Below are 26,780 nucleotides of genomic sequence, written 5' to 3'. Positions count from 1 at the left end.
ATTCCCTTATTCGTAGGTGTCGTGCTTATGCGCTTTGGAAGGCTTTTGCGACGATTGCGCCTGTTCATTCGGGTCTTTGCTGTCATCGGGCAGGTACAGCGGGCCTTTTTGACCACAGGCACTAACGAGGCAAGCGACCGCGACGAGCGCAGCAAGGGAAGAGATCAGGCGCTTCATGGCGAAATCCTTGAATATGCATTAATTGCGCCCGAGTATACCGACCACCCGCCAGCTTGCCTATGCGCTGGAATACCCGTCCGGCGGGGGTTTGCCGACACAGCCGAGAAGCGTACTACGCTGCTTGAGGATTTTTCACACCGTCAATCGTGTTGAGATCGGTATCCTTTGCAATCGGCGGGGCTCGCCCGTATCGTGCGGCGCTTGAGCAAAACCAGACACTTTTGAGGTTGCCACAATGAGTTTGACCGAAGCCCGTTTTCACGACCTGGTGGATTCGACCCAGCAGGCGCTGGAAGATATTTTCGACGACAGCGGCCTGGACGTGGACCTGGAAAACTCGGCCGGCGTGCTGACCGTCAAGTTCGACAGTGGCCAACAACTGATCTTCAGCCGCCAGGAGCCGTTGCGTCAGCTGTGGCTGGCGGCGCGTTCCGGCGGCGTTCACTTCGACTACGACGAAGAAAGCGGCAAATGGCAGTGCGACAAGAGTGAAGAACTGCTGAGTGAAATGCTCGCGCGCCTGGTCAGCGAGTACACCGGCGCCGACCTGGATTTCGACGAGATCTGATGGTGACCCAGCCTGAACCTGTCCGCCCGCCGAAGCCGCTGTTCAGTAATGTCAGCCCGGCGGTGCCGTCACCTTGTATCAGTTTGTGTCGCCTGGACGAGCAAAAAGTCTGCCTCGGCTGCTTCCGCCACGTGGAAGACATCCGTGAATGGCGCTCTGCCGACGATGCGCGGCGCCGCGTGATCTGCGCCGAGGCCGAGCAGCGCAGGGCGCGCGCCTGAGGTCGTCTTGTTTATTTGTGACGCTGTGGTAGTGTCCGGATACGCCTCAACTCATCGAGGCCCGTGAGAACCCCGCCTTTTCCTGGCGGGGTTTTGCTTTTTTGTGCAGAAAAAAGGAGTCTGCCTGAATCATGACCACCGCACCGTCCATCATCCTCACCCGTCTTGACGTGCAGCGTCTGGAGCAACTGATCGACCGCTTGGGCGACGAATCTCCCGGCGTCGAAGCGTTGCAAGCCGAACTCGACCGCGCCGAAGACGTGGTTGGCCACGATGAAGTGCCTGCGGGTGTCGTGACCATGAACTCCAGCGTGCATTGCCGTGAGCAGAGCAGCGGCAAGGACTACCACCTGACGCTGGTCTACCCGAAAGACGCCAATGCGGACGAAGGCAAGATCTCGATCCTGGCTCCCGTGGGCAGCGCCTTGCTCGGTTTGCAGGTTGGCCAGCACATCGACTGGCCCGCACCGGGCGGCAAGACCCTCAAGCTGGAGCTGCTCAGTGTTGAAGGCCAGCCTAAAGACGGCGGCGCCTTCCCCCTTTAAATTTCGCTCAATGCCACATTGAGCGACAGTTCCAGCTCGGCCTTGTAGCGCAGGTACAGGTTGCTCGGGCTTTGCACATCGCCGAGCAGGCCGGACAGATCCAGGTCGGTGATGTAGCAGCGGTAACGCTCGGCCTCCCGGCGTTGCCCGACGATTTCCTGAGCGACCACTGCAAACAGTTGGTCGCCAAACTCCAGTTCGGAAAACTCCCGCTGATTGCAGTACAAGGTAATGCCCACCTGGCCCGGTGCGGCCTTGCCGATAATCGCCTGCACGTCGTAAAACGGTTTGTTCGCCGGGTTCAGCGGTGCGGGTCGAGGTTCGATGCCGCGCGCGCGACCGCTGCCTGACGGCAATAGCTGGTAATACAAGACCTGCACCGCGCCCAGCGGCTCCTGCTGGTCCATTGGCGACAGCGCGTCCCGGCGATAAATGATCGACTGCAAGAAACGCTGCAACGGCGCCAACAGACTCTGTTCATCGTGAAACGGCAGGCGCTGCTGCCAGAGCGCGTTGAATTCATCCAGCACATACAGCTCGGCGAAGCCTTCGTTGACCCGGTAGAACACCTGCACGCAATCGGCCATGCCCATCGGCAGCAGCAGCGCCAGGTCGTGGTCTTCCAGGGCCATGGCATCCAAGTGCAGCGGGCTGTAGCTGGCCAATTCTTCGCTGAGGTAGGCGATCAGCGCATCCTGGGTCGCCAGCGATACATGGTTGGCCTGGCCCGGCATCAACTCCATGACGTGATAGTGCTGCTGCACCTGGAGCAAATAGCGGTGATTGCCCTGGCCGAGCAGCAGGTTCTGCGCGGTGTCGAAGATTTCTTCCACGCGCTGGGCAATGAATTGCGCACGGTTGTGACAGAAACAGCGCACCCGCAGGCGTGGCAGGTGGTCCGACGGCAACTGGTTGAGGTAGTCGCGCAGGCAGTCGAGCAGCGCGTGCGGGCCGTCGTAGCGGCTGACCATCACCTCGTTCCAGCTGTTGAGCGTGACTTGGTCCAGGGTCAGCACCAGGTTGTCGCGTACACCGGCATAGCTCAGAGAGTCGGTGCGCTCGGTGGTCATCAGGATATTCAGGTCGCGGTGATGCTTGAGCGGGTCGACGCCCACGTTGATCAGCAGCAACACTTCCTCCGGCACGGCCGAGCGCAACAGGCGCTCTTCATCAACACTGGCCAGGGGCAGGGCGATGGTTTGTTGCAGGCTGCCCAGCAGGTTGAACAGCTCGAATTCGGTCATGTCGCTGGTGCCGGGGTGCAAGGCCAGGCGGGTGCTGCTGTCGATCACGCCGTTGCGATGGCACCAGGTCAGCATTTCCAACAGGTCGCGGCTGCGTTTGATCGGCGCGAAGTGTTCCCATTCCAGCGCTGTAAGGTTGCCGTTGTACAGGCCCCAGTGGTGCTGGCCCGGTTCCTTGCGGTTGGGCGATTGCACCAGGGTCAGGGTGTCTTCGGCCAGGTCCGGGGCAATGCCGGGGTTGATGAACTCGACCTTGCCGGCCTTGCGTTCAAAGGCGGCGTACAGGCGCCGACCCAGCACATTGAGGTCGCGTTTGTTGATCAGGCTGACGGTCTGTTCGGTGCGGGCGAATTGGGTCAGGAAGCGGTAACTGTAATTGAGCTCGCTCACCAAGGCGCGGCGCTCGGAGGCGACCTGACGCACTTTCCACTGGCTGCGGCTGTCGAGCAACGCCAATTGGCGCTGGTCCCAGCCCCATTCATGGGCCAGGCGCTCCAGCAGTAGGCGCTGCCAGCTGGTGGTACGCTGGCCGGCGCTGAGCTTGCGGTTGACCTTCAGGTACAGCGCGCGCCGTACCAGTTCCAGGCGCTCGGGCTCGTTGCGGGCCTTGAGGTATTCCTCGATGCGCCGGTACACCACGATGTACGGGTCCAGCTCATCCAGGTCCATCTGGTTGGCGAACACCGCGCGCTTGAAGCGCAGGCTCAAGCAATGCACGTTCGGGTGTTCGCTGGCGTAGACCTCGGTCAGCAACAGCTTTAGCACGGATTTGTAGGGCGATTCGATGCCCTTGAACAGTTGCCATAGCCCGGCACCAATGAATTCGCCGGGGGGAATACGCGCCAGGTGGCCCAGGTCGAGGGTTTCGTCGGCGCGGATAAACCGTTTGGAAATCAGTGTGTGGGTGAACTCGGCATAACGGGTTTCTTCATACACCGGCACCAGCCACCAGATCGGCGTGCGCCCGGCCAGCCAGATGGCGGTGCGGTAGAACTCATCCAGCAACAGGTAATGCTGGGTGGTGCCGCAGTCGTCGGAGCTCAGTTGGGTGTCGCGCTCTCCGAGCACAAAGCGTGTCGGCTCGATCAGAAAGAAGTGCGCCTCGGCGCCCATGGTCAGGGCCCACGCTTCCAGCAGCTGGCACTTTTTGCGCAGCTCGGCCAACTCGGTCTCACTCAGGTCTGGGGCGTGACACACCCACACATCCATATCGCTCTGATCGGCCTGGGCCAGGGTGCCCAGGCTGCCCATCAGGAACAGGCCGTGGATTGGTCGCGGCGGGTTGCCGTGGCGCGGTTTGTAGGAGAACGAGCGCGTCAGGCGCTGGGCTTCGGTGAGGGCTTGGGCGTCCGGTTCGTAATTCGACAGGCCTGCTGGCGTACTGCCCGACACATAACCCGGCAGCAACGGATGGTTGACGTGAAAAAACAGCGGCAACAGGTTCAGCACGCTTTGCTGGCGCGGCGTCAGCCCCTCTATGGCACGGGCCATACGGCCTTCATTGAGGGCCATGAACCGCGCGCGCAACTGGGCCAGCACCTTGCGGTCGATGCCTTCGTCGAGGTCGGGGCGGATTTCATGGGTGCGGGTCATGTCGAACTCGGTGGCTCGCAGGGCCCGACGTGGGCGGCCGTGTAGGAGTTTACAGCCAGTAGCGTAGGAGGTTTAGAGGGAAATGGTTTTTGACGTCAGAATTTTTGCACGTGCACAGCAACGCCCTCGGAATCCGCAAAGGGCGGACTCCATGGGCGGTATCCGGTATCAGGCGGCTTCTTTGGTGGTGGCAGTGGTCAAGATAGTCAGCAGGGTCTGGGCCTGCTCTGCGGCGTCCCGGCCAAGGCTGGTCAGGTAGCCCCCGTCCGGCTGGTCGATAAGCCCTTTCGCGTGGAGGCGTTTGGCGGCGGCGATGGCAGTAGGTGCAGCGGTCTGGTGGACTTTCAGACCTTCTTTGGTGCTGTCCAAGGGGAAGAGTACAAGGATTTCCAGTTCGGCAACCAACTCAGGGGTATACGACATAAGGACTCCAGACTTTCTAAGAATTTATTAGAGGCTAGCAGGCCATAAGGTGAACGCACTTTGCCGAACTGTCCAGTGTGTTGCCGCGTGTTGGATTTATTGCTTTTCAGGCGGCAATTCCGGCAGGGCGCGCAGTGCAGTTTCATACCATTCGGTATTAAAGGCGCGGTCCTCTTCCAGCAGCGCGTCGATCTCGACCGCGAGCACGTGAGCCATCAGTTGCAGGATCTCTTCACGCTCGTAGCCCACCAGGGTCAGCTTGTTGAACGTGGCCTTGGCGGCCGCTGGGTTTTCGCTCTCGATCTGGTTCTCGATCGCTTCGATCAGGGTGGTTTCGGCAAATGCTTCTTCGTCGTTGTCGATATCGGTCGGCTCGCTCATGGCAGGCTCCTCAAGGAAAGGGCGCCAGTCTACCCCCATTCAGGCAGGTGATGCTGCTGGTCAGGGCGGGCGTCGGGATCTATAACAGTTGCAGCCAACCCCATTCCCGGCCTGGAGGCACCTGCAATGCTCAAACTCTACGGATTTTCGGTCAGCAACTACTACAACATGGTCAAGCTGGCGCTGCTGGAGAAAGGGCTGCCTTTCGAAGAGGTGCCTTTTTACGCGGGCCAAACTCCGGAGGCCCTGGCGGTGAGCCCGCGAGGCAAGGTGCCGGTGCTGGGGGTGAAACAGGGTTTTATCAACGAAACCAGTGTGATCCTTGAATACATCGAGCATACCCAGGAAGGGCCCGCGCTGCTCCCGGCCGAGCCATTCCAGCGTGCACAGGTGCTGGCGCTGTGTCGGGAAATCGAGCTGTACATCGAGTTGCCCGCTCGCGCGTGTTTTGCCGAAGCGTTTTTCGGCATGCCGGTGCCGGAGGCGATCAAGGAGAAGTCCAAGGCCGAATTGTTGTTGGGTTTTGGTTCATTGGGCAGGCACGGCAAGTTCGCGCCTTATGTGGCGGGGGAGAGCTTCACGATTGCCGATTTGTATTTCATGTACAGCGTGAACCTCGCCTGCGCGGTGGGCGAGAAGCTGTTTGGGCTGGATTGGCTGGCTGAGATGCCGGCGGCCAAGGCGTTGCTGGAAAGGTTGCACGCCATGCCCAACGCTCAGAAAGTGGCGGCGGACAGAGAGGCGGCGATGCCGGCGTTTATGGCGATGATCGCGGCCAAGAAATAGATTTTTGGCGTCTGGCAGGACGCTATCGCGGGCAAGCCCGGCTCCCACATTGGAATGCGATTTCCTGTGGGAGCTGGCTTGCCTGCGATGCTTTTAGCGGCTGGCGAGCAATTCCTGGCCGCGCAACACAGCTGCCTTCACCTGCGTCGGCGCAGTCCCGCCCACGTGGTTACGGGCATTCACCGAGCCTTCCAGGGTCAGCACGGCAAACACGTCCTGCTCGATCTGGTCGCTGAACTGACGCAGTTCTTCCAGGCTCATTTCCGCCAGGTCCTTGCCGGTGTCCACGCCGTACTTCACAGCGTGGCCGACGATTTCGTGGCAGTCACGGAACGGCAGGCCACGGCGCACCAGATAGTCCGCCAGGTCGGTTGCGGTAGAGAACCCACGCAGCGCCGCTTCACGCATGATTGTGTGCTTGGGTTTGATCGCCGGGATCATGTCGGCAAACGCGCGCAGCGAGTCGCGCAGGGTGTCGGCGGCGTCGAACAACGGCTCTTTATCTTCCTGGTTGTCCTTGTTGTAAGCCAGAGGCTGGCCTTTCATCAGGGTCAGCAGGCCCATCAAGGCGCCGAACACGCGGCCGCTCTTGCCACGCACCAACTCGGGCACGTCGGGGTTTTTCTTTTGCGGCATGATCGAGCTGCCGGTGCAGAAACGGTCCGGCAGGTCGATGAACTGGAATTGCGCGCTGGTCCACAGCACCAGCTCCTCGGAGAAACGCGACAGGTGCATCATCGCGATGCTCGCGGCGGCGCAGAATTCGATGGCGAAGTCACGGTCCGACACGCCATCCAGGGAGTTGCCGCCCACGGCGTCGAAGCCCAGCAATTGCGCGGTGTATTCGCGATCGATCGGGTAGGTGGTGCCGGCCAGCGCAGCGCTGCCCAGAGGCATGCGGTTGGCGCGCTTGCGGCAGTCCACCAGACGCTCGTAGTCGCGGCTGAGCATTTCGAACCAGGCCAGCAGGTGGTGGCCGAAGGTCACAGGCTGTGCGGTCTGCAGGTGAGTGAAGCCCGGCATGATGGTGTCCGACTCGCGCTCGGCTTGCTCAAGCAGGCCTTTTTGCAGGCGGGTGATCTCGGACAGGATCAGGTCGATTTCGTCACGCAGCCACAGGCGGATATCAGTGGCCACCTGGTCGTTACGGCTACGGCCGGTGTGCAGCTTCTTGCCGGTCACACCGATGCGGTCGGTGAGGCGGGCCTCGATGTTCATGTGCACGTCTTCCAGATCGACACGCCAGTCGAACGTGCCGGCTTCGATCTCGCCACGGATGGTGGTCAGGCCGTCGATGATGCTGTTGCGCTCGGCGTCGGTCAGCACGCCGACCTTGGCCAGCATCGTCGCGTGGGCGATGGAGCCCATGATGTCGTGGCGGTACAGGCGCTGGTCGAAGGTGACGGAGGCGGTGAAGCGGGCGACGAAGGCGTCGACGGGTTCACTGAAGCGGCCGCCCCAGGACTGGTTGGTCTTGTCGGTGCTCATGGATTCGCTCGTGATCTGCTTAATAAAGAGGCATGGAAGTGTGCCGGCGATAATAACAGGGTTGCCCGTGGACGCGGTGCTGCGGGTCGTCGGCATTTTTATTTGTGCAAAGGATGGCTAAGTGCCTTGCCGCCGAACGCGTCCAGGACGAGACTGGGTACAGAGGTTTATTGAAACGATATTTGACGATTGAGCAATGTCGTCTCAGTGAGCGTCTACAGTTGGACTGATAGTGTGTGAATGCACCAAAGTCGGGTGATGCGGTCAGAGCCCAGACTATCCATTTAAAAAGGGGGGTATTCGGATTGTGTATCAGCAAACCCTACGACGATGCCCGAAGGCAGCAGGTTTTGGGCGCTATTGAACAGGTCCGGGTAAATATGGGTGCCACTCTCAGGGCACTTTTTGCCGCTCGCGCTAGTCTTAGCGTGGATCGCTGTGACGCAAGTCACCGCACCTGTCTACGCTATCCTTGTGCGAGACTCACGCAGGAATCCAGCGCAATATGAATGTCCTGATCGTTGATGACGAACCCCAAGCCCGCGAGCGACTGAGCCGTTTGGTCAGTGATCTCGAGGGTTACGCAGTACTCGAACCGAGCGCCACCACGGGCGAAGAGGCGTTGACGCTGATCGACAGCCTCAAGCCGGATGTGGTGTTGCTCGATATCCGTATGCCGGGCCTCGATGGCCTGCAAGTTGCCGCCCGACTGAGCGAGCGAGAGTCGCCACCCGCCGTGGTGTTTTGCGCAGCAGGCGATGAGTTTTCCGCGGAGACGCTGGAAGCCAGTGGAGTCAGCTTCCTCACCAAGCCGGTGGCTGGCGAAGCATTGCTCAAGGCCCTGAAAAAGGCCGAGCGCCCAACCCGCGTCCAACTCGCCGCCTTGACCCAGCCAGCAGCCCAGAGTGGTAATGGGCCGCGCAGCCATATCAGTGCCCGCACCCGCAAAGGTATCGAGCTGATCCCCTTGGGCGAGGTGGTCTATTTTATCGCCGATCACAAGTACGTGACCCTGCGCCACCAGGGCGGCGAAGTGTTGCTCGATGAGCCACTCAAGGCGCTTGAGGATGAGTTCGGCGACCGCTTCGTGCGTATCCACCGCAATGCGCTGGTGGCCCGCGAGCGCATCGAACGCCTGCAGCGTACGCCGCTGGGGCACTTTCAGCTATTCCTGAAAGGCCTGAATGGCGACGCACTGATCGTCAGCCGACGGCATGTGGCCGGTGTGCGCAAGATGATGCAGCAGCTTTAGCCCGAGGGCTGTGGCGAGGCCTGCATTCATATCCCGGTGCGACGCGGCCAGGGAGGCCCCGCACTTGCTGATTCAAATCAAAGCGTATTTGCCTGAGCTGTTATTATCTGCCGTATCTATTCAGTACGGATTGATCCATGTCCTCTCGCGAAATCCGCATCGCCACCCGTAAAAGCGCCCTGGCCTTGTGGCAGGCCGAATACGTCAAATCACGCCTGGAACAGGCCCATCCTGGCCTGACCGTGTCCCTGGTGCCCATGGTCAGTCGCGGCGACAAGCTGCTCGACTCGCCACTGTCGAAGATCGGCGGCAAGGGACTGTTCGTCAAGGAACTGGAAACCGCGTTGCTGGAAAACGAAGCCGACATCGCCGTGCATTCGATGAAAGACGTGCCCATGGACTTCCCCGAAGGCCTGGGCCTGTTTTGCATCTGCGAGCGCGAAGACCCGCGTGATGCCTTTGTTTCCAACTCCTACGCGTCCCTGGACGAATTGCCTTTGGGCAGCATTGTCGGCACGTCCAGCCTGCGTCGCCAGGCACAACTGCTGACCCGTCGTCCGGACTTGCAGATCCGCTTTCTGCGCGGCAACGTCAACACTCGCTTGGCCAAGCTGGACGCTGGTGAATATGACGCGATCATCCTTGCCGCGGCCGGCCTGATTCGCCTGGGCTTTGAAGACCGCATCACCTCGGCCATCAGCGTCGAGGACAGCCTGCCAGCCGGCGGGCAGGGCGCGGTTGGCATTGAGTGCCGCACCGCCGACAGTGAGATCCACGCCCTGCTCAAGCCTCTTGATCACCACGACACTGAAGTCCGTGTCACGGCCGAGCGTGCCCTGAACAAACACCTCAACGGTGGCTGCCAGGTGCCGATCGCCTGCTACGCCGTGCTTGAAGGCGAAAACCTGTGGCTGCGTGGCCTGGTGGGTGATCCGGACGGCGGCACGCTGCTGACCGCCGAGGTGCGTGGCCCGCAGCGTGACGCTACTGCCCTGGGTATTCAGGTAGCCGAAGAGCTGCTGGACAAAGGCGCCGGTGCCATCCTGCAAAAAGTCTACGGCGAGGCCGGCCCGCAGTGACCGAATGGCGCGTGCTGCTGACGCGGCCTGCCGAGGAGTCGATGGCCCTGGCGGCCGCGTTGTCCGACGCGGGCATTTTCAGCAGCAGCCTGCCGTTGCTGGATATTGAGCCGCTCTCCGTAACACCTGAACAGCAAGCCGTCTTCCATGATCTGGGGCGTTACTGTGCGGTGATTGTCGTCAGCAAGCCTGCGGCACGCCTTGCCGTGGCGCAGCTGGATCGCGCATGGCCGCAGCTGATGTGGTTCAGTGTCGGCGCTGCCACGGCGCAGGTACTGGCCGAACAGGGCCTGAATGTTAAGTATCCGCCTACTGGCGACGACAGCGAGGCTTTGCTTCAATTGCCCGCGTTGCGCGAGGCTATCGCCCGCCCGGATGCACAGGTCTTGATCCTGCGCGGTGAGGGCGGTCGCGAGCTGCTGGCGGAGCGTTTGCGTGAACAAGGTGCTAGTGTCGACTATCTGGAGTTGTATCGCCGTTTCTTGCCGGCCTATGAGGCCGGTGCACTGATGCAACGCATCCAGTTGGAACGCTTGAACGGCCTGGTGGTCAGCAGTGGGCAGGGTTTTTTACACCTGCAAGCCCTGGCCGGAGCCGATTGGCCCCAGGTGGCACAGCTGCCGTTGTTCGTGCCAAGCCCGCGAGTCCTAGAGATGGCGCGGGCCGCTGGCGCAGAAAAAGTTGTGGATTGTCGCGGTGCGAGTGCCGCGGCTTTGTTAGTGGCGATACGGAGCTATCCCGTTCCCACTCTCTGAAACGCAAAGGACGGATACGTGAGCGAAACAGCCTTGCCTAAAGATGAAACCCAACCCGCACTTGATGCGCCGGTTGAGTCACCGGTCACCGCGCCGCGCCGTGGCAATGGCCTGGCAATTGTCGCCCTGCTGCTCGGCGCTGCGGGTGTTGCCGCCGGCGGTTGGGGGATCTGGCAGGTCCGCGCGTTGCAAGCCAGCAGCCAGCAGCAGTTGGGCCAGGTGCAGACCCTCGATGATCAATCCCAGTCCCTCAAGCAAAGCCAGCAACAACTGGCGGCGCGGCTGGCGCAGTTGCCGGGTGCGGATGAGTTGGAGGAGCGCCGTCGACTGGTAACCCAATTGCAGGGTGATCAGCAGCGCCTGAGCCAACGTCTGGAAACCGTGTTGGGGTCCAGCCGCAAAGACTGGCGCCTGGCCGAGGCGGAGCACTTGATTCGGCTGGCGAGCCTGCGCCTTTCTGCCCTGCAGGATATCAACAGCGCGCAGGCTTTGGTCCAGGGCGCCGACGAGATTCTTCGTGAACAAAGCGATCCCGGCTCTTACGCCGCCCGCGAGCAATTGGCCAAGAGCCTTGCCGCGCTGCGCAGCACCGAGCAGCCGGACCGCACCGGGTTGTACCTGCAATTGGCGGCCTTGCGTGATCAGGTAGTGCAGCTGGCGGCTATCGCTCCCGAATATCAGCTCACCGAGCCGGCTTCCGGCGGGCGTCCGACCACCGATACGGAAAGCCGTTGGAGCCAATGGTGGGAGCAGATTTCCCGTTACTTCCGCATCGACTTCAACCCGGATGACAACATCCGTCCGTTGCTGGCCGGCCAAGGTTTGAACCAAGTGCGCCTGGCCCTGAGCCTGGCGCTGGAGCAGGCGCAATGGGCAGCGCTCAACGGTGAATCGGCAGTCTACAGCCGCTCGTTGGGCGAGGCGCGCAGCGTGTTGCAGGACAACTTCAACCAGGACAACCCGCAGAGCAAGGCGATGCTGGCGCGTATCGCCGAGCTTGAGCCCAAGGCGGTGTCGGTGGTGACGCCGGATCTGGCCGCAAGCCTCGCTGCCGTACAGGCATACCTTGAGCGTCGTCACTTGTCTGCCGACGAAGCCAAGGCGGCGGCCACGCCGGCGAAGCAGGAGTAGAGCCGATGAAACGCTTCTATGTGATCCTGGTGCTGGCGATTGCAGTCGCGCTGGCGCTGGCAGTGGGTATTTCGAAACACACCGGCTACGTGCTGATTACCTACCCTCATGTGCTGCATTACGAATCGAGCCTGTGGGCGACTCTGGTGGCGGTGTTTGCCATCGGCCTGGCGATCTACCTGGTCCGTGTGTTGTTGAGCCTGGTCACCACCTCCGGTGGCGTGGTCAATCCGTGGTCGCGGCGTAACCGCAGCCGGCGTGTGCAGGTTGCCATCGAGCAGGGCCAGATGGACCTCGCCGAAGGCCGCTGGGCCAGTGCCGAGCGCCACTTGCATCGTGCCGCCGAAGCCGAGCGTCAGCCACTGCTGTATTACCTTGGCGCAGCCCGTGCGGCGAATGAGCAGGGGCGTTACGAAGAGTCCGATGGTTTGCTGGAGCGTGCCCTGGAGCGTCAGCCCCAGGCCGAGCTGGCGGTCGCCCTGAGTCATGCGCAACTGCAACTGGACCGCGGCGATACCGACGGCGCACTGACCACCTTGCAGGCCATGCACGAACGTCACCCCCACAACGCTCAGGTCCTGCGTCAATTGCAGCGCCTGCATCAGCAGCGGGGCGACTGGTCGTCGGTGATCCGCCTGCTGCCGGAACTGCGCAAGGATAAAGTGCTGCCCGCCAGTGAACTGGCCGAGCTTGAGCGTCGCGCCTGGGGCGAGAACCTGAGTCTCGCGGCCCAGCGTGAAGAGCAGGGCGAGGCCGGCTTGCAGTCCCTTGAGCGAGCCTGGCAGCAACTCACTTCCGCCCAGCGCCAGGAGCCGCAACTGGTCCTGGCTTATGCCGAGCAACTGCGTCAGTTGGGTGCCGATGCCAAGGCCGAGGAAGCGCTGCGTGGCGCGATCAAGCGCGGTTACGACAGCCATCTGATTCGACTCTACGGCTTGTTGCGTGGCAGTGATCCAGCCAAGCAATTGAAGTTTGCCGAAGGTTGGCTCAAGGATCATTCAGGTGATGCCAGCCTGTTGCTGACGCTGGGCCGCCTGTGCCTGCAAAACAGCCTGTGGGGCAAAGCGCGGGATTATCTGGAAAGCAGCCTGCAGGTGCAGCGTAATCCCGAGGCCTGTGCCGAGTTGGCGCGTTTGTTGGCGCAACTGGGTGACACTGAACGCAGCAACCAGCTGTTCCAAGAGGGCCTTGGGTTGCTGGACAACCGTTTGCTGGCGTCACCGCTGCCTGTGCCGGTCCGAGTTTGATGTAGGAAAGGGGTGAGGAGCGGCCCGGAGATAACTGGCCGCCACCCCCTCACTCCATGGGAAAAACGGGCTGTAGAGCGTTTGTGGGCAATGTCTGACGCTCAACAGCCCAACGTCTTCCATCTTCTGGCGGGAAGTCCTTACCCTCTCGCGGAATCGTCTGCTCTGGCATGTATTGAAAGGGGTCAGTCCTTTCCTCTACCGTAGCGACCTATCTTTCGCGATGCGGATAAAGCATGCCTTTGGCCCCTTCACGCTCCTTGTTTTTCCTTGCGTTCCTGGCCGGTGCGCTGACATTGGGCGCGTCCTTTTACCTTGAATTCGGCGTCTCCTTGCGCCCTTGCTTCCTGTGTCAGGTGCAAAGGGGGTTCCTGGCTGCTTTCACATTGGCCAATCTGGTTGCGGCGATCCATAACCCCAAGCGCTCTGTGAGCTGTCTGTATGGGCTGGCAAGCATGGGCTTCGCGTTGCTTGGCGCCATGACCGCCGTGCGCCAGGTATTGCTACAAAACGCCGCACCGGAGCAGGTGGCTGACTGCTGGCCAAGCCTGCACTACATGATCGAAAACCTGTCGTTTTGGCAGGCTTTGCAATTGACTGTCAAAGGCACTGTCGATTGTGTGGAGATCAATTGGACACTGTTTGACTTGAGCCTGCCGGAGTGGAGCCTGCTGTTCTTCGTCGGGATGTTGATCCTGGGCGCCATGCAGTTTTCACGGCTGTTGTTGAGCCAGCGTTTGCGTCCGGCGAGGCGCTGAATGCCGGTCGCAGTTTGTAGGACGGGATTAAACACTTGTATGAACTTTCTCTCCTGCGTACCTTGAAGCCACAGTCATGCGGGCATAATCTGGCCCGCACGTGTTATTGAAACCGTTTGTCAGATGCGGCCTTGTCCGGTTGCTGCTTTATCCTTGAAGTGTTGCGCGGGCACCAGGCGGCAGCGCCCCTATAGGGAAGAGAGATCATCATGCTGGAAAGTTGTCAGAATGCTCAGGAACGCTGGGGTGGGGTGCACAAGCTGATCGACAGCTGGCTGAAGGCACGTCACGAACTGGTTCGGGCCTTTGATGCGCTCGGCGCCAAGCCCGAGGCGCTGGCGCAGAACCGCGAACCGTTGCAGGATTTCTGCGGTGTGTTGGTGGACTACGTGTCAGCCGGTCATTTCGGCGTCTACGAACAACTGACCAAGGAGGCGGAAGCCTTCGACGATCAGCGTGGCCTTGATTTGGCTGAGACCCTTTACCCGCGCATCGATGTCATCACCGAAAAGCTGCTTGAGTTCACCGACCTGTGTGATGCCGGTAACTGCGTGGCAGATAAATTCAAAGAATTGGGCGCGTTGCTGCACGAACGATTCGAGCTGGAAGACTGCTTGATCGAAGTGCTGCACAACGCTCACAAGGAAGAGTCTGCTACCCAGGCTTGACCCTCGATAGCGATATACAAAAAACGGTGCGCATGACGCACCGTTTTTTATTGTCTCAAGGGCGCGTACCGAGCAATTCGATCTCGAACACCAGTGGCGTGTAAGGCGCAATCAATTCGCCGGCGCCATCTGCGCCATAGGCTTGGGCCGATGGAATCACCAGGCGCCATTTTGCTCCCACCGGCATCTGTTGCAAGGCGCTGCTCCAACCGCTGATCACACTGTTCAGACGAAACCATTGTGCTTGTGTGCTCTGGTCGAACACCGTCCCATCGGGTAGCCGCCCCACGTATTTCACTTGGACCTGGTCGCTGGCTTTGGGTTTTTCACCGGTGCCGGGAGTGAGTTCAGTCAGCAGGATCCCATCCGCCAATTCGCGTACGCCTTTTGCTGCTTTTTCTTTGCTCAGGAATTGTTGTTCGGCCGCGAGTGCTTTTTCGCTTTGAGGCGCCTGCGCGTCGGCGTCGTTTTGTGCTTCGTGCTGGGCGAGAATCTGTTCGATGCGGGCGTTGTCCAGCGCCAAGGGTTTGCCTTGATACGCTTGCTTGAGACCATCGATCAGCGCCTGGATTTGCAGGTCGGGAACCTCCTGGCGCAGGCGTTCGCCGAGGCTGGCGCCCAGGCTGTAGGCGAGGTCATGCTGATTCTGGTCAACGGTTTTCGCCGACGATTGATCGCTCGCATTGGCCACCGAAATTGCCAAGCCCAGCACAAGAAAAAGGTAACGCGACATGGGCATTCTCCCGCCGAAAGTGCGACGGATTATGCCAGTGTGAAAGGGTAAAAAGTGCCGCGTATTTTCGTTATATCGATAAGAATTTTCACACGGTGCAACGCAAGGCAAACGATACTGTCAACATGCCCTAGCGGCGGTAAGAGCAGAGGGCTAGTATGAGCCGCACCCACGTCAGCCAGGAGGTAAACCATGTCGGCCAAACAGAAGCCTGTTAATACCCCGTTGCATTTACTCCAACAACTTTCGGGCAGCTTGCTCGAACATCTGGAAAGCGCTTGTTCCCAAGCTCTGGCCGATGCAGAAAAACTGCTCGCCAAGCTGGAAAAACAACGCGGTAAAGCGCAAGAGAAGCTGCACAAATCCCGCACCAAACTGCAAGACGCCGCCACTGCCGGCAAGGCCAAGGCACAAGCCAAAGCCAAAGACGCTGTCAAAGAACTTGAGGACCTGCTGGACGCCCTCAAGGATCGCCAAGCTGAAACCCGCGCCTACATTTCCCAACTGAAAAAAGATGCCCAGGAAAGCCTGAAGCTGGCCCAGGGCGTTGGTCGTGTGAAAGAAGCTGTGGCTAAAGTGCTGGGTGCTCGTACCCCTGCAAAAGCGGTTGCAGCGAGCGCGGCGAAAAAGCCAGCGAGCAAAGCTGTTGCTGCAAAGGCACCTGCTAAAGCTGCGGCAAAACCTGCTGCCAAAACTGCTGCTGCGAAACCAGCCGCTAAACCTGCTGCTGCAAAACCGGCCGCCAAGCCAGCTGCTAAAACCGCTGCTGCGAAACCAGCCGCTAAGCCAGCTGCTAAAACCGCTGCTGCAAAACCAGCCGCCAAGCCAGCTGCTAAATCCGCTGCTGCAAAACCGGCCGCCAAGCCAGCTGCTAAAACCGCTGCTGCAAAACCAGCCGCCAAGCCAGCCGCTAAAACCGCTGCTGCGAAACCAGCCGCCAAGCCAGCTGCTAAACCTGCTGCTGCAAAACCAGCCGCCAAGCCAGCTGCTAAAACCGCTGCTGCAAAACCAGCCGCCAAGCCAGCTGCTAAAACCGCTGCTGCAAAACCAGCCGCCAAGCCAGTTGCTAAAACCGCTGCTGCAAAACCAGCCGCCAAGCCAGCTGCTAAAACCGCTGCTGCAAAACCAGCCGCCAAGCCAGCTGCAAAACCTGCTGCTGCGAAACCGGCCGCCAAGCCAGCTGCAAAACCTGCTGCTGCAAAACCAGCTGCCAAACCAGCCGCAGCGAAGCCCGCTGCCGCAAAACCAGCACCGGCCAAGCCAGCAACACCGGCTGCCCCGGTAGCGTCCACCGCTCCAACTGCACCGGCCAGCAGCACGACTGCCCCGGTAGCGCCAAGCACCACCCCAACCAGCGCTTCCTAAGTGTTGGTGGCCACGACGCGCAGCTGTTGCAGCGCGTCGTGGTCAAGGTTGGCGGCATCCTCAGCCGCCAGTCCTTCCAGCCATCGTTGCTGACCCATCGCATCACCCATCTGCCACAGTTGCGCCAACGCTTCCAGACGTGCCAGCAACTGCTGTTCGGCGTCCAGCTCCAGGGCCTTGACCCGTTCGCGTAATCCCGCCAAATCCTTATCTTGCTGTGCCATGGCGCGCCATTGAGTGCGTAGGTGTCTTAACGGTTCGATCACGCCTGTCTGCCAAGGCCTGGCGACCTGTCTCAGCGCCTGTATACGCTCGGCGGTCACTGTCACCGCACGCTGCTCCAGCCACGCGCCACACAGCAACAGGCACACGTCTGCCCCTTGTGCCTGCAAACGCAGGCAAGCGGCCTCCACGCCCGGGCGGGTGTAAGTCGAGAGGGCAAAGCTCCACAGGTCAGCGCGCATATTCACACCCAAGCCAGCGGCGAACGAAGCTGGTAGACTCCGCCGCCATTATGATCCGACTTCAAAGCCTAACATTACAGCGTGGCCCGCAACGTCTTCTCGAAGACGCCGAGCTGACCCTGCACGCCGGTCACAAAGCCGGCCTGATCGGTGCCAACGGCGCCGGCAAATCCACGTTGTTCGCCCTGTTGCTGGGTGAGCTGACCCCGGATTCCGGGGACTGCTTGCTGCCGGCCGACTGGCGCATCGCCCATATGCGCCAGGAGATCGACACCCTGGACCGCATCGCGGTCGACTACGTGCTCGATGGCGACCTGCGCCTGCGCCAGGTGCAACACGACCTGGCCGAGGCCGAGAAAGCCCAGGACGGCGCCGCCCAGGCCCGCCTGCACTCGGAGCTCGACAGCGCCGACGGCTACACCGCCGATGCCCGCGCCCGCAAGATGCTCGCCGGCCTTGGCTTTACCAACGAGCAGATGGACCGTCCGGTCGCGGACTTCTCCGGCGGCTGGCGCATGCGCCTGAACCTGGCCCAGGCCCTGATGTGCCCGTCGGACCTGTTGCTGCTCGACGAACCGACCAACCACTTGGACCTCGATGCGATCCTGTGGCTGGAAGACTTCCTCAAGAGTTACCAGGGCACCTTGCTGCTGATTTCCCACGACCGGGATTTCCTCGACGCCGTGGTCGACAACATCGCCCACGTCGAACAGAAGAAAATCACGCTGTACCGTGGCGGCTACACTGCGTTCGAACGTGCTCGTGCCGAACGCCTGGCCCAGCAGCAACAGGCGTTCGAGAAGCAACAGGCGCAACGTGCGCACATGGAAAGTTACATTGCCCGCTTCAAGGCCCAGGCCACCAAGGCCCGCCAGGCCCAAAGCCGGATCAAGGCACTGGAGCGCATGGAGGAGCTGTCGGCGGCCCACGTCGATTCGCCGTTCGACTTCGTGTTTCGCGAGTCGGTAAAGATCTCCAGCCCGTTGCTGGATCTCTCCGATGCACGCCTGGGTTACGGCGACAAAACCATCCTGGAAAAAGTGAAGCTGCAACTCACGCCGGGTGCGCGCATTGGTTTGCTCGGCCCTAACGGTGCGGGTAAGTCGACGCTGATCAAGAACCTGTCGGGTGAGCTGTCGCCATTGGCTGGCCGCCTGACTCGTGGCGAGAACACGGTGGTGGGCTACTTCGCCCAGCATCAGCTGGACTCTCTCGATTCCAAGGCCAGCCCGTTGCTGCACCTGCAGCGCCTGGCGCCGACCGAGCGCGAACAAACCCTGCGCGATTTCCTCGGTGGTTTCGACTTCCGTGGTGCGCGCATCGACGAGCCGGTGCTGAACTTCTCCGGCGGCGAAAAAGCCCGTCTGGCCCTGGCATTGATCGCCTGGGACCGTCCGAACCTGCTGCTGCTCGACGAACCGACCAACCACCTGGACCTGGAAATGCGCCTGGCGCTGACCATGGCCCTGCAGGAGTTCAGCGGCGCGGTACTGGTGGTGTCTCACGATCGCCATTTGCTCAAGAGCACCACGGATAACTTCCTGCTGGTGGCGGACGGCAAAGTCGAGGAATTCGACGGCGACCTGGACGACTACGCGCGCTGGCTGACGGACTACCGCCTGCGCAACGCGCCCGTCAGCAACACCCCGGTCAACCCGGACAAGACCGACAAAAAGGCCCAGCGCCAAGCCGCCGCCGCGTTGCGTCAGCAACTGGCGCCGCACAAGCGTGAGGCTGACAAGCTGGAAGCCGAGTTGGGCAAGGTGCATGAGCGCCTGGCCAAGATCGAAGCCAGCCTGGGCGACAGCGCCGTCTACGAGGCCGCCCGCAAGGATGAGTTGCGCGACCTGCTGGCCGAACAGGCCAAGCTCAAGGTGCGTGAAGGGCAATTGGAGGAGACCTGGATGGAGGCCCTCGAATTGCTCGAAACCCTGCAAGCGGAGCTGGAGGCGCTGTCCTGATGGAAGCGTTGCAGCTGCCGATACCGACACAGTGGGTCGAGCCCGTCTGGGTTGGCGTGCAAATCCTGCTCATCCTGCTGGCGGGTTACCTTGCCCAGCGCTTTGTCGCCAAAGGCCTGACTCGCCTGGGTGAGCGCTACCCATTCCCGCCGCAGCTGCTGATGCCGCTGCGCGGTGGCTTGCGCTGGCTGATCATGGGCAGTGCGCTGATCTTCGTGCTGGGCCGCCTGGGTGTGTCCGCCACGGTGCTGTGGACGGCGTTGTCCGGGTTTGTCGCGGTCGCCGCCGTGGCGTTCTTCGCCATGTGGTCGGTGCTGTCCAACCTGCTGTGCGCCATTCTGATCTTCACGGTCGGGCCGTTTCGCCTGGGCGATATCGTCGAATTGGTGGATACCGTCGACAAACCAGGGGTGAAGGGCCGGGTCGTGGCGATCAATCTGCTCTACACCACATTGATCGAAGTGGCAGAAGCGGGGACTGACAGCGCGATGGTGCAAGTGCCCAACAGCCTGTTTTTCCAGCGTTCGGTGCGGCGTTGGCCAGGTACCCATGTGTTTCCGGGCGATCGCTAGTATTCACATCTTGTAAAAATCTATAGCCAGCCTTTGGTCGGCGGAGTTAGCTTAAGGTACAACAGCAAACTCCCTCTTGAGGTGTGTAATGGCACTCGATACGTGGCTGGCCTTTTTCCTGGCCAGTTGGATCATCTCCCTTTCCCCTGGCGCTGGCGCCATCGCCTCGATGTCCAGCGGCCTGCAATATGGTTTCCTGCGCGGTTACTGGAACGCGATTGGCCTGCAACTGGGCCTGGCGATGCAGATTGCCGTCGTGGCATGCGGCCTGGGTGCCATCCTGGCGACATCCTCCACCGCGTTCTATGCAATCAAATGGTTTGGCGTGGCGTACCTGGTGTATCTGGCCATCAAGCAATGGCGTGCGTTGCCCATGGACATGACCGATGACGCGGCCGTGCGCCCGATCGGCAAGCCGATGGCGATGATGCTCCGTGGTTTCCTGGTGAATGCCAGCAACCCCAAGGCCTTGGTGTTCATGCTGGCGGTGCTGCCGCAGTTCGTGAACCCGCAGGCGCCGCTGCTGATCCAGTACCTGATCCTGGGTGCGACGATGATCTGCGTCGATATGGTGGTGATGGCGGGGTATACGGGGCTGGCGTCGAAGGTCTTGCGCCTGTTGCGTACGCCTAAACAACAGAAACGTATGAACCGTACGTTTGCCGGGTTGTTTGTCGGCGCTGCCGGCTTTCTCGCCAGCCTTCATCGCGCCACGGCATAACTGAAGAAACCGAATCAAAAATGTGGGAGCTGGCTTGCCTGCGATGGCGGTGTATCTGATACACGGCTATCGCAGGCAAGCCAGCTCCCACATTGGTTTGTGTCGCTTGTGAAATCGGGTTTCAGCGCAGGATCTTCGGCGCTTCATCCCTCGGTAGGTTGTTGCGCAGCGCCGGCTTGCCCGGGTCTTGATACCCGCCCCCCAATTGCTCCGCCAACTGCCGCGCCACATCCTCACCCAGTGCTTTCGACACGTCCTTCACCACACGCGGCCGGTTCAGGCTCACGCGCACGTCACGGCTGTTCACCAGCTTGGTGTCCTGGCCTTCGCCCATCGCCGTAAACGCCGAGGTGATCTCGTAGGTGCGCGTGTTGATCAGGCTGAAATCCGCCACCAGCGTCAGGCCCAACACGGCTGAGTAGCTGTTGGTGTGGTCCAGGGCGTTGATGTCCTGGGTGAAGTCGATATCCGACAGCGTACCGAACAGCACGTAGTCGGCACCCTTGAAATTGCCGGCCTTGATGCGCTTGATCACGTCGTAGACGTCACCCTTGGCATCGGCGGTGTAGGGCGTGCCCTGTACCAGCTGGAACTGGCGCGACTTGAGAATCTCGCCCTTGATATCGCCGCTGAATTTACGCAGCTCGGTCTGTTCGATGTAGCGGGTACGGCTTTCGTACTCGCTGTAGTTCGACGCACCGCTGGCGTGGTAGGCGCTTGCCTGGAAGTTGTTGCTGGCCGACACCTGGTGGATATATTCCTCGACCCGCGCCTCGTAGGCCAGGTCGGTCACCGCGATCTTCGGGGCGGCCGAGGCGCCAAAGGCGCACAGCAGGCCGATCATGCCGATCCATGCACGCATTGCTTAGCGCTCCGTGGTCTTGCGGATTTCTTTTTCGTCCATCCATTCGGCCAGGCCGCTCTCGACGTCGACCAGTTGCAGGCTGAATTTGTAGAACACGTCCTTGTAGTCCGAGCTGCGCTTGACGATAGAGCTGATGGAGCCTTCCAGGCGGTACTTGGCGGCGACCATGTTGCCGGTCTTGCTGACAGTCGACTTCTTGTACAGGCCGCTCTGGTTCTGCAGTTTGAGCTGGTCGACCTGGCTCTGCATGTCGGTGTTGTCGCTGGCGAAGCGGGCGGTGCCGGTTTTCATCAGTTGTGTCTTGATCGACGTGGTGATCTCGCGGGTATCGATGTACTCGCTGGTTTTGTTCTTCACGTCATACACCTGCACCACCGGGCGGCCCTGCAGGATGCCGGACTGGGCGAGGGAGCGGGTCATGCTTTCGGCGATCATCTGCAGGTCGGTGGAGCCGAACTCGTTGGTGATCGTTTCCACGGCCTTGGTGTCGCCGTAGTTGATGTTCTTGCTGCCCAGTACAGACGAGGTGTTGGAGCAACCGCTGGCCAGCAGGGCAACCACGGCGAAGATCGAGAAGCGTGCAAGCATGGGGAATTCTCTCTGAAACGTAGAAGGGGAACGGCTCAAGGCGTCTTCACTTCAAGGCGGAAGTCCGCCGCTTGAGGCAAGTTGGCGATGGCCGGCAGGAAGGTCGCCTGGTTGGCGTACAGGTTCAGCACTTTCCAGGTTTCTTCGTCGCCCACCGGGAAGCCGTCGGCTCCCAGCCAGGCGAAGCGGTAATACATCGTCTGGTTACTGCTGGTGATGTTGCTCAACTGCACCTTGGCAGTCAGGAAGCCGTTCTCGCGTGCAACGCGGATGGCACCGACGGTGATGCCCTTGAACTTGCCCATCACCACGATTTTGCTGGCGGCGCTGCCAGGCTCCGGTGGTGGCGGGGTGGCGCAGCCGGCCAGCAGGACCAGTGCCAGGGCGCCGAGGATGAAATGACGCATAGCGTGCTCCTTAAGGTTGTTTGAGGGCGATGGCCTGGGTGGCGGTGCTCGGCACCACATGGGCGGCCAGGCCACCGGCGAATACCTGGTTGCCCACCACGCGCAGGGTGATCACCTGATAACGCTGGTCAGCCTTGACCGTCACCAGCGTGCCGCCCAGAGCGTTGGGCAGGCTGACCTGGTGCTCGCCGTGCTTGAGGCGCAGGCGCGTCACCTGGGTCATGTCCGGCAGGGTGCGCCAGGTGCGGGTGTCGGCACCTTCGGTGACCGCCGAGGCGATACCCAGCACCAGGCCTGCCATGGGGTTTGTCTTGTTCAGGTTGTTTTGCGCCACACCACGGGTGACTGCACGCACCGTGGTGCGCAGGATGATCCCTGGCATGTCATCGCGCAGGGCACGGCGGGACATGGCCGTGGTGCTGTTGAGCGCGGTGAGGTTCTGTTGCTGGCCGTCGACGCCGATCTGGGCGAAAGTCGCGGTGGACGTATCGGCCTTGATCACCGGGAACGACAGCGGGGTGATCACCAGGTTGCCGTTGATCGGGATCGGAATCGGCAGGCGAATCGAGTCGCGGGCCGGCGCCAGGCCACTTTGCACCACGATCAGCACGTCGGTTTCATCGACGCCGACCTTGGATTTGTCCAGATCCAGCAGGGCCTGTTCCAGCAAGGGGGTATTGGGGCGCAACTCGGCCGCCTTGCGATAGCCAGGCGCGGCCAGGTCCTTCTCGCCCAGGGCTTCGTAGACGAAACCGGCCAGGTAATGGCTGAACGCACTCTGGTAGCTGTTTTTCAGACCGACCACTTCCGGCGCGTCCAGCGCTTCCACCGGGTAGCCGCGCAGATCTTTCATCTGGGTGGTCACGCCTGCGCGCTCGGCTTCATCCTCACGCTTGAGGTATTCCTTGTCCCGCAGGTCCGCGATCACCGCTTCGCGTTCGTGGGTCTTCTTGATCTCGGTGCGTGCGCCATCGAAGTCGTTCAAGGCCAGCAGGTTCAGCGCCATCTGCGTGGTCAGCATGACTTTTTCGTAGTCATAGCCTTCGTAGCGCCGCACCTTGTCGTTGGCAAGGAAACTGCCGAACTGGGCCAGGTACTTGGCGCTGTCGAACTTGACCGCCTCTTCCCACTTGTAGACTTGCAGATCAGCACTGCGCCAGGCGGTCTGGCTCCCCGTCAAATCACCCTTGGCCCGCAGCAACTCACCCTTCTCGAAGAAATAGAGCAAGTCCTTGTCTTCACCGGTGTTGTTTTTCTCCAGCAGCGTCAACGCCGCGTCGACATTCCCGCTGGCCAACTGCTGATTGGTCGCCTGCAACTCGGTGTCATAGCTGCGAAACATCGAACAGCCCGACAACAACGTCACCGCCGAGAGCGCAAGCAAAGGTAAAGCGCGAAATATCATGCAAACTTCTTCCCTGATAGTGTCAACCGATGTGCTCATTCCTCATAAAAACGAGAAACGAAATTCCCTTTCGCACTAACAGGGCGCGGCATTATAAGCACCCTTACTGGCAAAACAATGGCTATTTGCCCTCCAAAAACGCCAAAGCGCCACTAGCCCGCTTCTAAAAATGCCTCGCCGTCACCAACACCAAATCACTTTCGCCTTGAGTCAAACCCTTTAAGCCTTAACAATGTGTTACTTCGTATTTCCATTTGAGATTCGTTCATGACTGCCCCCTTCCGCTTTCTCGTCTGGCTACTGCTGCCGGCGTTGATGTCGTGCAGCTTCAACCTGTTGGCCGCAACTGCCGAGGGAGCCCCGCAAGCCCTGCATTTGCTCGACTACATTGGCGCTGACTATCCACCGACGGTGGAGGCGGGCAAGGTTATCGATGAATCCGAATACCGCGAACAGGTGGAGTTTCTCGGCGTGTTGCAAGGGCTGGTGGCAGAGTTGCCTCAGCGCCCGGAGCGCGCGGCGTTGGTTAAAGGTGTCGATGAACTGTTAGCGGCTGTAACTGCCCATCAGGACGGCGCAACGGTTGCCCGGCAAGCCCGGCAATTAGGTGCCCAACTGGCCGTGGCCTATGAAGTCAGCCAGGCGCCGGCAATCACCCCTGATCCAACCCGCGGCGCACCGCTCTACGCCCAGCATTGCTCGGTGTGTCACGGCACCGCGGGCGCCGGTGATGGCCCGGCCAGCGTCGGCATGACGCCGCCACCGGCCAATCTGCGCGACCCTGTGCGCTTGGACCGCTTGAGCCTCTATGCGATCTACAACACCCTCGGCCTTGGCGTCGAAGGCACCGACATGCCGTCCTTCGCCGACCAACTGGACGATCGTCAGCGCTGGGACCTGGCTACCTATATCGCCGGTTTCACCGCAGACCCGGCCGCCGCGAAAAGCGAGCAACCGTTCAACCTTGCCGACCTGGCCCGCCAGACGCCGAACGAAGTCCTGGCCGCCAACGGTGAAGCTGCCGCCACGACATTCCGTGCCCAGCGTGCGCAACCGCCGCAGGTCAAGCGTGGCCCGGCGCAGCTGCTCGACTACACCGCCACCACCCTGGACAAGAGCCTGGCCGCATTCCGTAACGGCGACCACGAGCAGGCCTACGACCTGTCGGTAGCCGCGTACCTGGAAGGCTTTGAGCTGGTGGAAAGCTCTTTGGATAACGTCGACGCCAACGTGCGCAAGGACACCGAGAAGGCCCTGATGGCCTACCGGCAGTCGTTGCAGGACGGTTTGCCGGTCGAGCAAGTGCAGCAACGACTGGATCTGGCCAAAGGCAAGCTCACCGAATCCGCTGGCTTGCTGGGCAGTGATGGCCTGAGCTGGTCACTGAGTTACATCTCCGGCTTGCTGATCCTGCTGCGTGAAGGCCTGGAAGCCATCTTGGTGCTTGCCGCGATCCTCGCGTTCCTGCGTAACACAGGCCAGCAGTCGGCAGTGCGCAGCGTCAACGTGGGTTGGGGCCTGGCGTTGCTGGCGGGTCTGGCGACCTGGGCGTTGGCCGCGTATGTGATTGACGTAAGTGGTGCGCAGCGCGAACTGCTGGAAGGCTGCACGGCGCTGTTCGCCAGTGTGATGGTGCTGTGGCTCGGCGTGTGGATGCATGACCGCCGCCACGCGGCCGCCTGGCAGGACTACATCAAGAGCAGCCTGGTAGGCGGCGGAGGACGTTTTGGTTTCGCGATGCTGGCGTTCTTCTCGGTGTACCGCGAGCTGTTCGAAGTGATCCTGTTCTACGAAACCCTGTGGCTGCAAGCCGGCCCGGCCGGGCACAACGCCGTGCTGGCGGGTGGTGCGACGGCGTTGGTGCTGTTGGTGGGCCTGGCATGGGTGATCCTGCGCGGTTCGGCGAAGCTGCCGCTGGCGTTGTTCTTCGGGATCAACGCGGCGTTGCTGTGCGCGCTGTCGGTGGTGTTCGCCGGGCATGGCGTGAAGGCGTTGCAGGAAGCCGGCATCTTCGGCACGCGGCCGGTGGCGTTCTTTGACTTCGACTGGTTGGGCATCCACGCCGATGCGTACTCACTGAGTGCACAGGCCGTGGCGATCCTGGCAATTGTGGTGCTGTATGGCCGCAGCCGCCTGGCCGAGAAGCGCCGAGTGGCAGCCTGACATGCGCGTGTGGATCGATGCCGACGCTTGCCCACGGGCAGCCAAGGACCAGGTGGTGAAGTTCGCCCTCAAGCGTCAGTTCCAGGTGGTGCTGGTGGCCGGGCAGAGCCAGATCAAGCCGAGCTTCGCGTGTGTGAAGCTGATCGTGGTGCCCAGCGGCCCGGATGCGGCGGACGACTACCTGGTGGAGCACGCGGTGCCGGGCGAGTTGGTGATCTGCAGCGATGTGCCGTTGGCCGATCGTCTGGTGAAAAAGGGCGTCACCGCCCTCGATCCACGGGGCAAGGAGTTCAGCCCGGCGAACATGAGCGAACGCCTGGCGGTGCGTAACCTGTTCACGGATCTGCGGGAGCAAGGCCAGATGGGCGGCGGGCCACCGCCCCATGGCGAGAAGGAAAAGCAGGCGTTTGCGAATGCCCTGGATCGCATTCTCACTCGCTTGATGCGCCAACCCTGACCCTGCGGCGAAGAGTTTTTGTGGCGAGCGGGGGCAATCAGTCGTTTTCGTGGGTGAGTTCCAACACCCGGTCCACCAGCTTGTTGATCCCCGAAGCGACCTCGCTGATGTTCTTGCCAAGCATATAGGCCGGCGTGCTCACCAACTTGCGCGCCTTATCCTCGACAATATCTTCCACCGTGCATTCCTGGTGAGTGGCGCCCATCTTGTCCAGCGCGGCGGCGGTGCCGGCACAGTTGCCGATGGTGCAGGTCACGCCTGGGCCATAGATCTTCGCCGCCAGGGCCGGTGAGATGCAGATCAGCCCCACCGGCTTGCTCGCTTCGGCAAAGGCTTCGGCCAGTTCCAGCACCTGTGGGTTGACGCTGCAGCCGGCGCCTTCCACGGCAAAGTTCGACAGGTTCTTCGCCGCGCCAAACCCGCCGGGCACGATCAGCGCATCGAAGTCTTCGGCATTGGCTTCGCGGATGTCTTTGACATCACTGCGGGCAATTCGGGCCGACTCGACCAGCACATTGCGCGACTCGGGCATTTCTTCGCCGGTGAGATGGTTGATCACATGCAACTGCGCGATGTTCGGGGCAAAACATTGGACCTGAGCGCCGCGCTGGTCCAGGCGCAGCAAGGTGATCACGCTTTCGTGGATCTCTGCGCCGTCGTACACGCCGCAGCCGGAAAGGATCACTGCAATCTTTTTGCTCATGGGCATTTCTCCTGGGGTCTTGGCGTTAAATGTCTACTAATTTGTCATCTGTTGCCA

Annotated in this window: 29 protein-coding genes; 17 read left to right on the top strand and 12 right to left on the bottom strand. The window is 61.1% G+C overall.

What is annotated here, in order from left to right; genetic code table 11:
• Positions 1 to 6 precede the first annotated feature (6 nt).
• Complete coding sequence (lptM, locus tag ACP7BX_RS08350; protein ID WP_010207449.1) at positions 7 to 177, bottom strand: LPS translocon maturation chaperone LptM; 171 nt, start codon at positions 175 to 177, stop codon at positions 7 to 9.
• A gap of 238 nt (positions 178 to 415) precedes the next feature.
• On the opposite strand from lptM, the gene cyaY reads away from it, so the two are divergent.
• The 3 genes from cyaY to rnk all read left to right on the top strand — a co-directional run bounded on the left by cyaY (position 416) and on the right by rnk (position 1,514).
• Positions 416 to 748 carry an iron donor protein CyaY gene (gene cyaY / locus ACP7BX_RS08345; protein ID WP_033897501.1) on the top strand — a complete coding sequence of 111 codons (333 nt, stop codon included), beginning with the start codon at positions 416 to 418 and terminating at the stop codon, positions 746 to 748.
• Between the two features lie 2 nt (positions 749 to 750).
• Complete coding sequence (locus tag ACP7BX_RS08340) at positions 751 to 969, top strand: DUF1289 domain-containing protein (RefSeq protein WP_426127359.1); 219 nt, start codon at positions 751 to 753, stop codon at positions 967 to 969.
• Positions 970 to 1,100: 131 nt separating this feature from the next.
• Positions 1,101 to 1,514: a nucleoside diphosphate kinase regulator gene (gene rnk / locus ACP7BX_RS08335; RefSeq protein WP_033897502.1), complete on the top strand. Its 414-nt coding sequence runs from the start codon at positions 1,101 to 1,103 to the stop codon at positions 1,512 to 1,514.
• On the opposite strand, the gene ACP7BX_RS08330 is transcribed toward rnk, so the two are convergent.
• The 3 genes from ACP7BX_RS08330 to ACP7BX_RS08320 form a co-directional block, all read right to left on the bottom strand.
• Complete coding sequence (locus ACP7BX_RS08330; RefSeq protein ID WP_426127123.1) at positions 1,511 to 4,351, bottom strand: class I adenylate cyclase; 2,841 nt, start codon at positions 4,349 to 4,351, stop codon at positions 1,511 to 1,513. The two genes, rnk and ACP7BX_RS08330, sit on opposite strands and share 4 nt — an antisense overlap.
• Positions 4,352 to 4,519: 168 nt before the next feature.
• Positions 4,520 to 4,774 carry a TIGR02647 family protein gene (locus ACP7BX_RS08325; RefSeq protein WP_010207442.1) on the bottom strand — a complete coding sequence of 85 codons (255 nt, stop codon included), beginning with the start codon at positions 4,772 to 4,774 and terminating at the stop codon, positions 4,520 to 4,522.
• A 96-nt stretch (positions 4,775 to 4,870) separates the two neighbouring features.
• Positions 4,871 to 5,155, bottom strand: a complete 285-nt coding sequence (locus tag ACP7BX_RS08320) for a hypothetical protein (protein ID WP_426127125.1) — start codon at positions 5,153 to 5,155, stop codon at positions 4,871 to 4,873.
• A 126-nt stretch (positions 5,156 to 5,281) separates the two neighbouring features.
• Here ACP7BX_RS08320 and ACP7BX_RS08315 point away from each other — a divergent pair, with 126 nt between their 5' ends.
• On the top strand, positions 5,282 to 5,941 hold the full coding sequence (locus ACP7BX_RS08315; RefSeq protein ID WP_177052611.1) for a glutathione S-transferase family protein: 660 nt from the start codon (positions 5,282 to 5,284) through the stop codon (positions 5,939 to 5,941).
• Between the two features lie 93 nt (positions 5,942 to 6,034).
• Here ACP7BX_RS08315 and argH read toward each other — a convergent pair whose 3' ends face one another.
• Positions 6,035 to 7,429 carry an argininosuccinate lyase gene (gene argH, locus ACP7BX_RS08310; protein ID WP_426127128.1) on the bottom strand — a complete coding sequence of 465 codons (1,395 nt, stop codon included), beginning with the start codon at positions 7,427 to 7,429 and terminating at the stop codon, positions 6,035 to 6,037.
• A 505-nt stretch (positions 7,430 to 7,934) separates the two neighbouring features.
• On the opposite strand from argH, the gene ACP7BX_RS08305 reads away from it, so the two are divergent.
• The 7 genes from ACP7BX_RS08305 (at position 7,935) to ACP7BX_RS08275 (ending at position 14,319) form a co-directional block, all read left to right on the top strand.
• The gene (locus ACP7BX_RS08305; RefSeq protein WP_028618438.1) at positions 7,935 to 8,681 is read left to right on the top strand and encodes a LytR/AlgR family response regulator transcription factor; all 747 of its coding nucleotides are present in this window, start codon (positions 7,935 to 7,937) and stop codon (positions 8,679 to 8,681) included.
• Positions 8,682 to 8,818: 137 nt separating this feature from the next.
• Positions 8,819 to 9,760: a hydroxymethylbilane synthase gene (hemC, locus tag ACP7BX_RS08300; protein WP_314526820.1), complete on the top strand. Its 942-nt coding sequence runs from the start codon at positions 8,819 to 8,821 to the stop codon at positions 9,758 to 9,760.
• A complete protein-coding gene (locus tag ACP7BX_RS08295) occupies positions 9,757 to 10,515 on the top strand; it encodes a uroporphyrinogen-III synthase (protein WP_314526818.1) in 759 nt (252 codons plus the stop codon). Before hemC ends, ACP7BX_RS08295 begins: the two co-directional genes overlap by 4 nt.
• 18 nt (positions 10,516 to 10,533) lie before the next feature.
• Complete coding sequence (locus ACP7BX_RS08290) at positions 10,534 to 11,646, top strand: uroporphyrinogen-III C-methyltransferase (RefSeq protein ID WP_314526815.1); 1,113 nt, start codon at positions 10,534 to 10,536, stop codon at positions 11,644 to 11,646.
• 5 nt (positions 11,647 to 11,651) lie between these two features.
• Positions 11,652 to 12,893, top strand: a complete 1,242-nt coding sequence (locus ACP7BX_RS08285) for a heme biosynthesis protein HemY (RefSeq protein WP_426127131.1) — start codon at positions 11,652 to 11,654, stop codon at positions 12,891 to 12,893.
• Between the two features lie 236 nt (positions 12,894 to 13,129).
• Positions 13,130 to 13,651: a disulfide bond formation protein B gene (locus ACP7BX_RS08280; RefSeq protein ID WP_314526812.1), complete on the top strand. Its 522-nt coding sequence runs from the start codon at positions 13,130 to 13,132 to the stop codon at positions 13,649 to 13,651.
• Between the two features lie 209 nt (positions 13,652 to 13,860).
• Complete coding sequence (locus tag ACP7BX_RS08275) at positions 13,861 to 14,319, top strand: Rsd/AlgQ family anti-sigma factor (RefSeq protein ID WP_016975860.1); 459 nt, start codon at positions 13,861 to 13,863, stop codon at positions 14,317 to 14,319.
• 55 nt (positions 14,320 to 14,374) lie between these two features.
• Here ACP7BX_RS08275 and ACP7BX_RS08270 read toward each other — a convergent pair whose 3' ends face one another.
• Complete coding sequence (locus ACP7BX_RS08270; protein WP_314526808.1) at positions 14,375 to 15,052, bottom strand: FKBP-type peptidyl-prolyl cis-trans isomerase; 678 nt, start codon at positions 15,050 to 15,052, stop codon at positions 14,375 to 14,377.
• A gap of 192 nt (positions 15,053 to 15,244) precedes the next feature.
• Between ACP7BX_RS08270 and ACP7BX_RS08265 the strand changes: the two genes are divergently transcribed.
• The gene (locus ACP7BX_RS08265) at positions 15,245 to 16,417 is read left to right on the top strand and encodes an AlgP family protein (protein WP_426127134.1); all 1,173 of its coding nucleotides are present in this window, start codon (positions 15,245 to 15,247) and stop codon (positions 16,415 to 16,417) included.
• On the opposite strand, the gene ACP7BX_RS08260 is transcribed toward ACP7BX_RS08265, so the two are convergent.
• A complete protein-coding gene (locus ACP7BX_RS08260; protein ID WP_426127136.1) occupies positions 16,414 to 16,881 on the bottom strand; it encodes a TIGR02444 family protein in 468 nt (155 codons plus the stop codon). The two genes, ACP7BX_RS08265 and ACP7BX_RS08260, sit on opposite strands and share 4 nt — an antisense overlap.
• Before the next feature lie 50 nt (positions 16,882 to 16,931).
• On the opposite strand from ACP7BX_RS08260, the gene ACP7BX_RS08255 reads away from it, so the two are divergent.
• The 3 genes from ACP7BX_RS08255 to ACP7BX_RS08245 all read left to right on the top strand — a co-directional run bounded on the left by ACP7BX_RS08255 (position 16,932) and on the right by ACP7BX_RS08245 (position 20,135).
• The gene (locus ACP7BX_RS08255) at positions 16,932 to 18,842 is read left to right on the top strand and encodes an ATP-binding cassette domain-containing protein (protein WP_426127138.1); all 1,911 of its coding nucleotides are present in this window, start codon (positions 16,932 to 16,934) and stop codon (positions 18,840 to 18,842) included.
• The gene (locus tag ACP7BX_RS08250; protein WP_010207425.1) at positions 18,842 to 19,414 is read left to right on the top strand and encodes a mechanosensitive ion channel family protein; all 573 of its coding nucleotides are present in this window, start codon (positions 18,842 to 18,844) and stop codon (positions 19,412 to 19,414) included. Before ACP7BX_RS08255 ends, ACP7BX_RS08250 begins: the two co-directional genes overlap by 1 nt.
• An 88-nt stretch (positions 19,415 to 19,502) precedes the next feature.
• The gene (locus tag ACP7BX_RS08245; protein ID WP_426127140.1) at positions 19,503 to 20,135 is read left to right on the top strand and encodes a LysE family transporter; all 633 of its coding nucleotides are present in this window, start codon (positions 19,503 to 19,505) and stop codon (positions 20,133 to 20,135) included.
• A gap of 121 nt (positions 20,136 to 20,256) precedes the next feature.
• Here the strand turns inward: ACP7BX_RS08245 and ACP7BX_RS08240 are convergent, their stop codons facing one another.
• From ACP7BX_RS08240 to ACP7BX_RS08225, 4 genes are read right to left on the bottom strand one after another with little or no spacing between them, the layout of a single operon-like run.
• On the bottom strand, positions 20,257 to 20,997 hold the full coding sequence (locus ACP7BX_RS08240; protein WP_314529706.1) for a penicillin-binding protein activator LpoB: 741 nt from the start codon (positions 20,995 to 20,997) through the stop codon (positions 20,257 to 20,259).
• A gap of 3 nt (positions 20,998 to 21,000) precedes the next feature.
• Entirely contained in the window at positions 21,001 to 21,588 is a 588-nt protein-coding gene (lpoB, locus tag ACP7BX_RS08235; protein ID WP_426127142.1) for a penicillin-binding protein activator LpoB, read from the bottom strand.
• Positions 21,589 to 21,623: 35 nt separating this feature from the next.
• A complete protein-coding gene (locus ACP7BX_RS08230) occupies positions 21,624 to 21,995 on the bottom strand; it encodes a YcfL family protein (RefSeq protein WP_426127144.1) in 372 nt (123 codons plus the stop codon).
• Between the two features lie 10 nt (positions 21,996 to 22,005).
• Positions 22,006 to 23,400, bottom strand: coding sequence for a COG3014 family protein (locus tag ACP7BX_RS08225; protein ID WP_426127146.1), 1,395 nt, complete (start codon positions 23,398 to 23,400; stop codon positions 22,006 to 22,008).
• Positions 23,401 to 23,667: 267 nt separating this feature from the next.
• On the opposite strand from ACP7BX_RS08225, the gene ACP7BX_RS08220 reads away from it, so the two are divergent.
• Positions 23,668 to 25,563 carry an FTR1 family protein gene (locus tag ACP7BX_RS08220; protein ID WP_426127148.1) on the top strand — a complete coding sequence of 632 codons (1,896 nt, stop codon included), beginning with the start codon at positions 23,668 to 23,670 and terminating at the stop codon, positions 25,561 to 25,563.
• A 1-nt stretch (position 25,564) separates the two neighbouring features.
• Entirely contained in the window at positions 25,565 to 26,020 is a 456-nt protein-coding gene (locus ACP7BX_RS08215; RefSeq protein ID WP_426127150.1) for a YaiI/YqxD family protein, read from the top strand.
• Positions 26,021 to 26,057: 37 nt separating this feature from the next.
• Here ACP7BX_RS08215 and elbB read toward each other — a convergent pair whose 3' ends face one another.
• Positions 26,058 to 26,723 carry an isoprenoid biosynthesis glyoxalase ElbB gene (gene elbB, locus ACP7BX_RS08210; RefSeq protein ID WP_426127152.1) on the bottom strand — a complete coding sequence of 222 codons (666 nt, stop codon included), beginning with the start codon at positions 26,721 to 26,723 and terminating at the stop codon, positions 26,058 to 26,060.
• Positions 26,724 to 26,780 lie beyond the last annotated feature (57 nt).

The organism is Pseudomonas sp. DWP3-1-3b3, from assembly GCF_049896305.1.
In the GTDB taxonomy this organism is placed as follows: Bacteria; Pseudomonadota; Gammaproteobacteria; order Pseudomonadales; family Pseudomonadaceae; genus Aquipseudomonas; species Aquipseudomonas azotoformans_A.
This window is presented reverse-complemented; position numbering and strand designations above follow the sequence as displayed.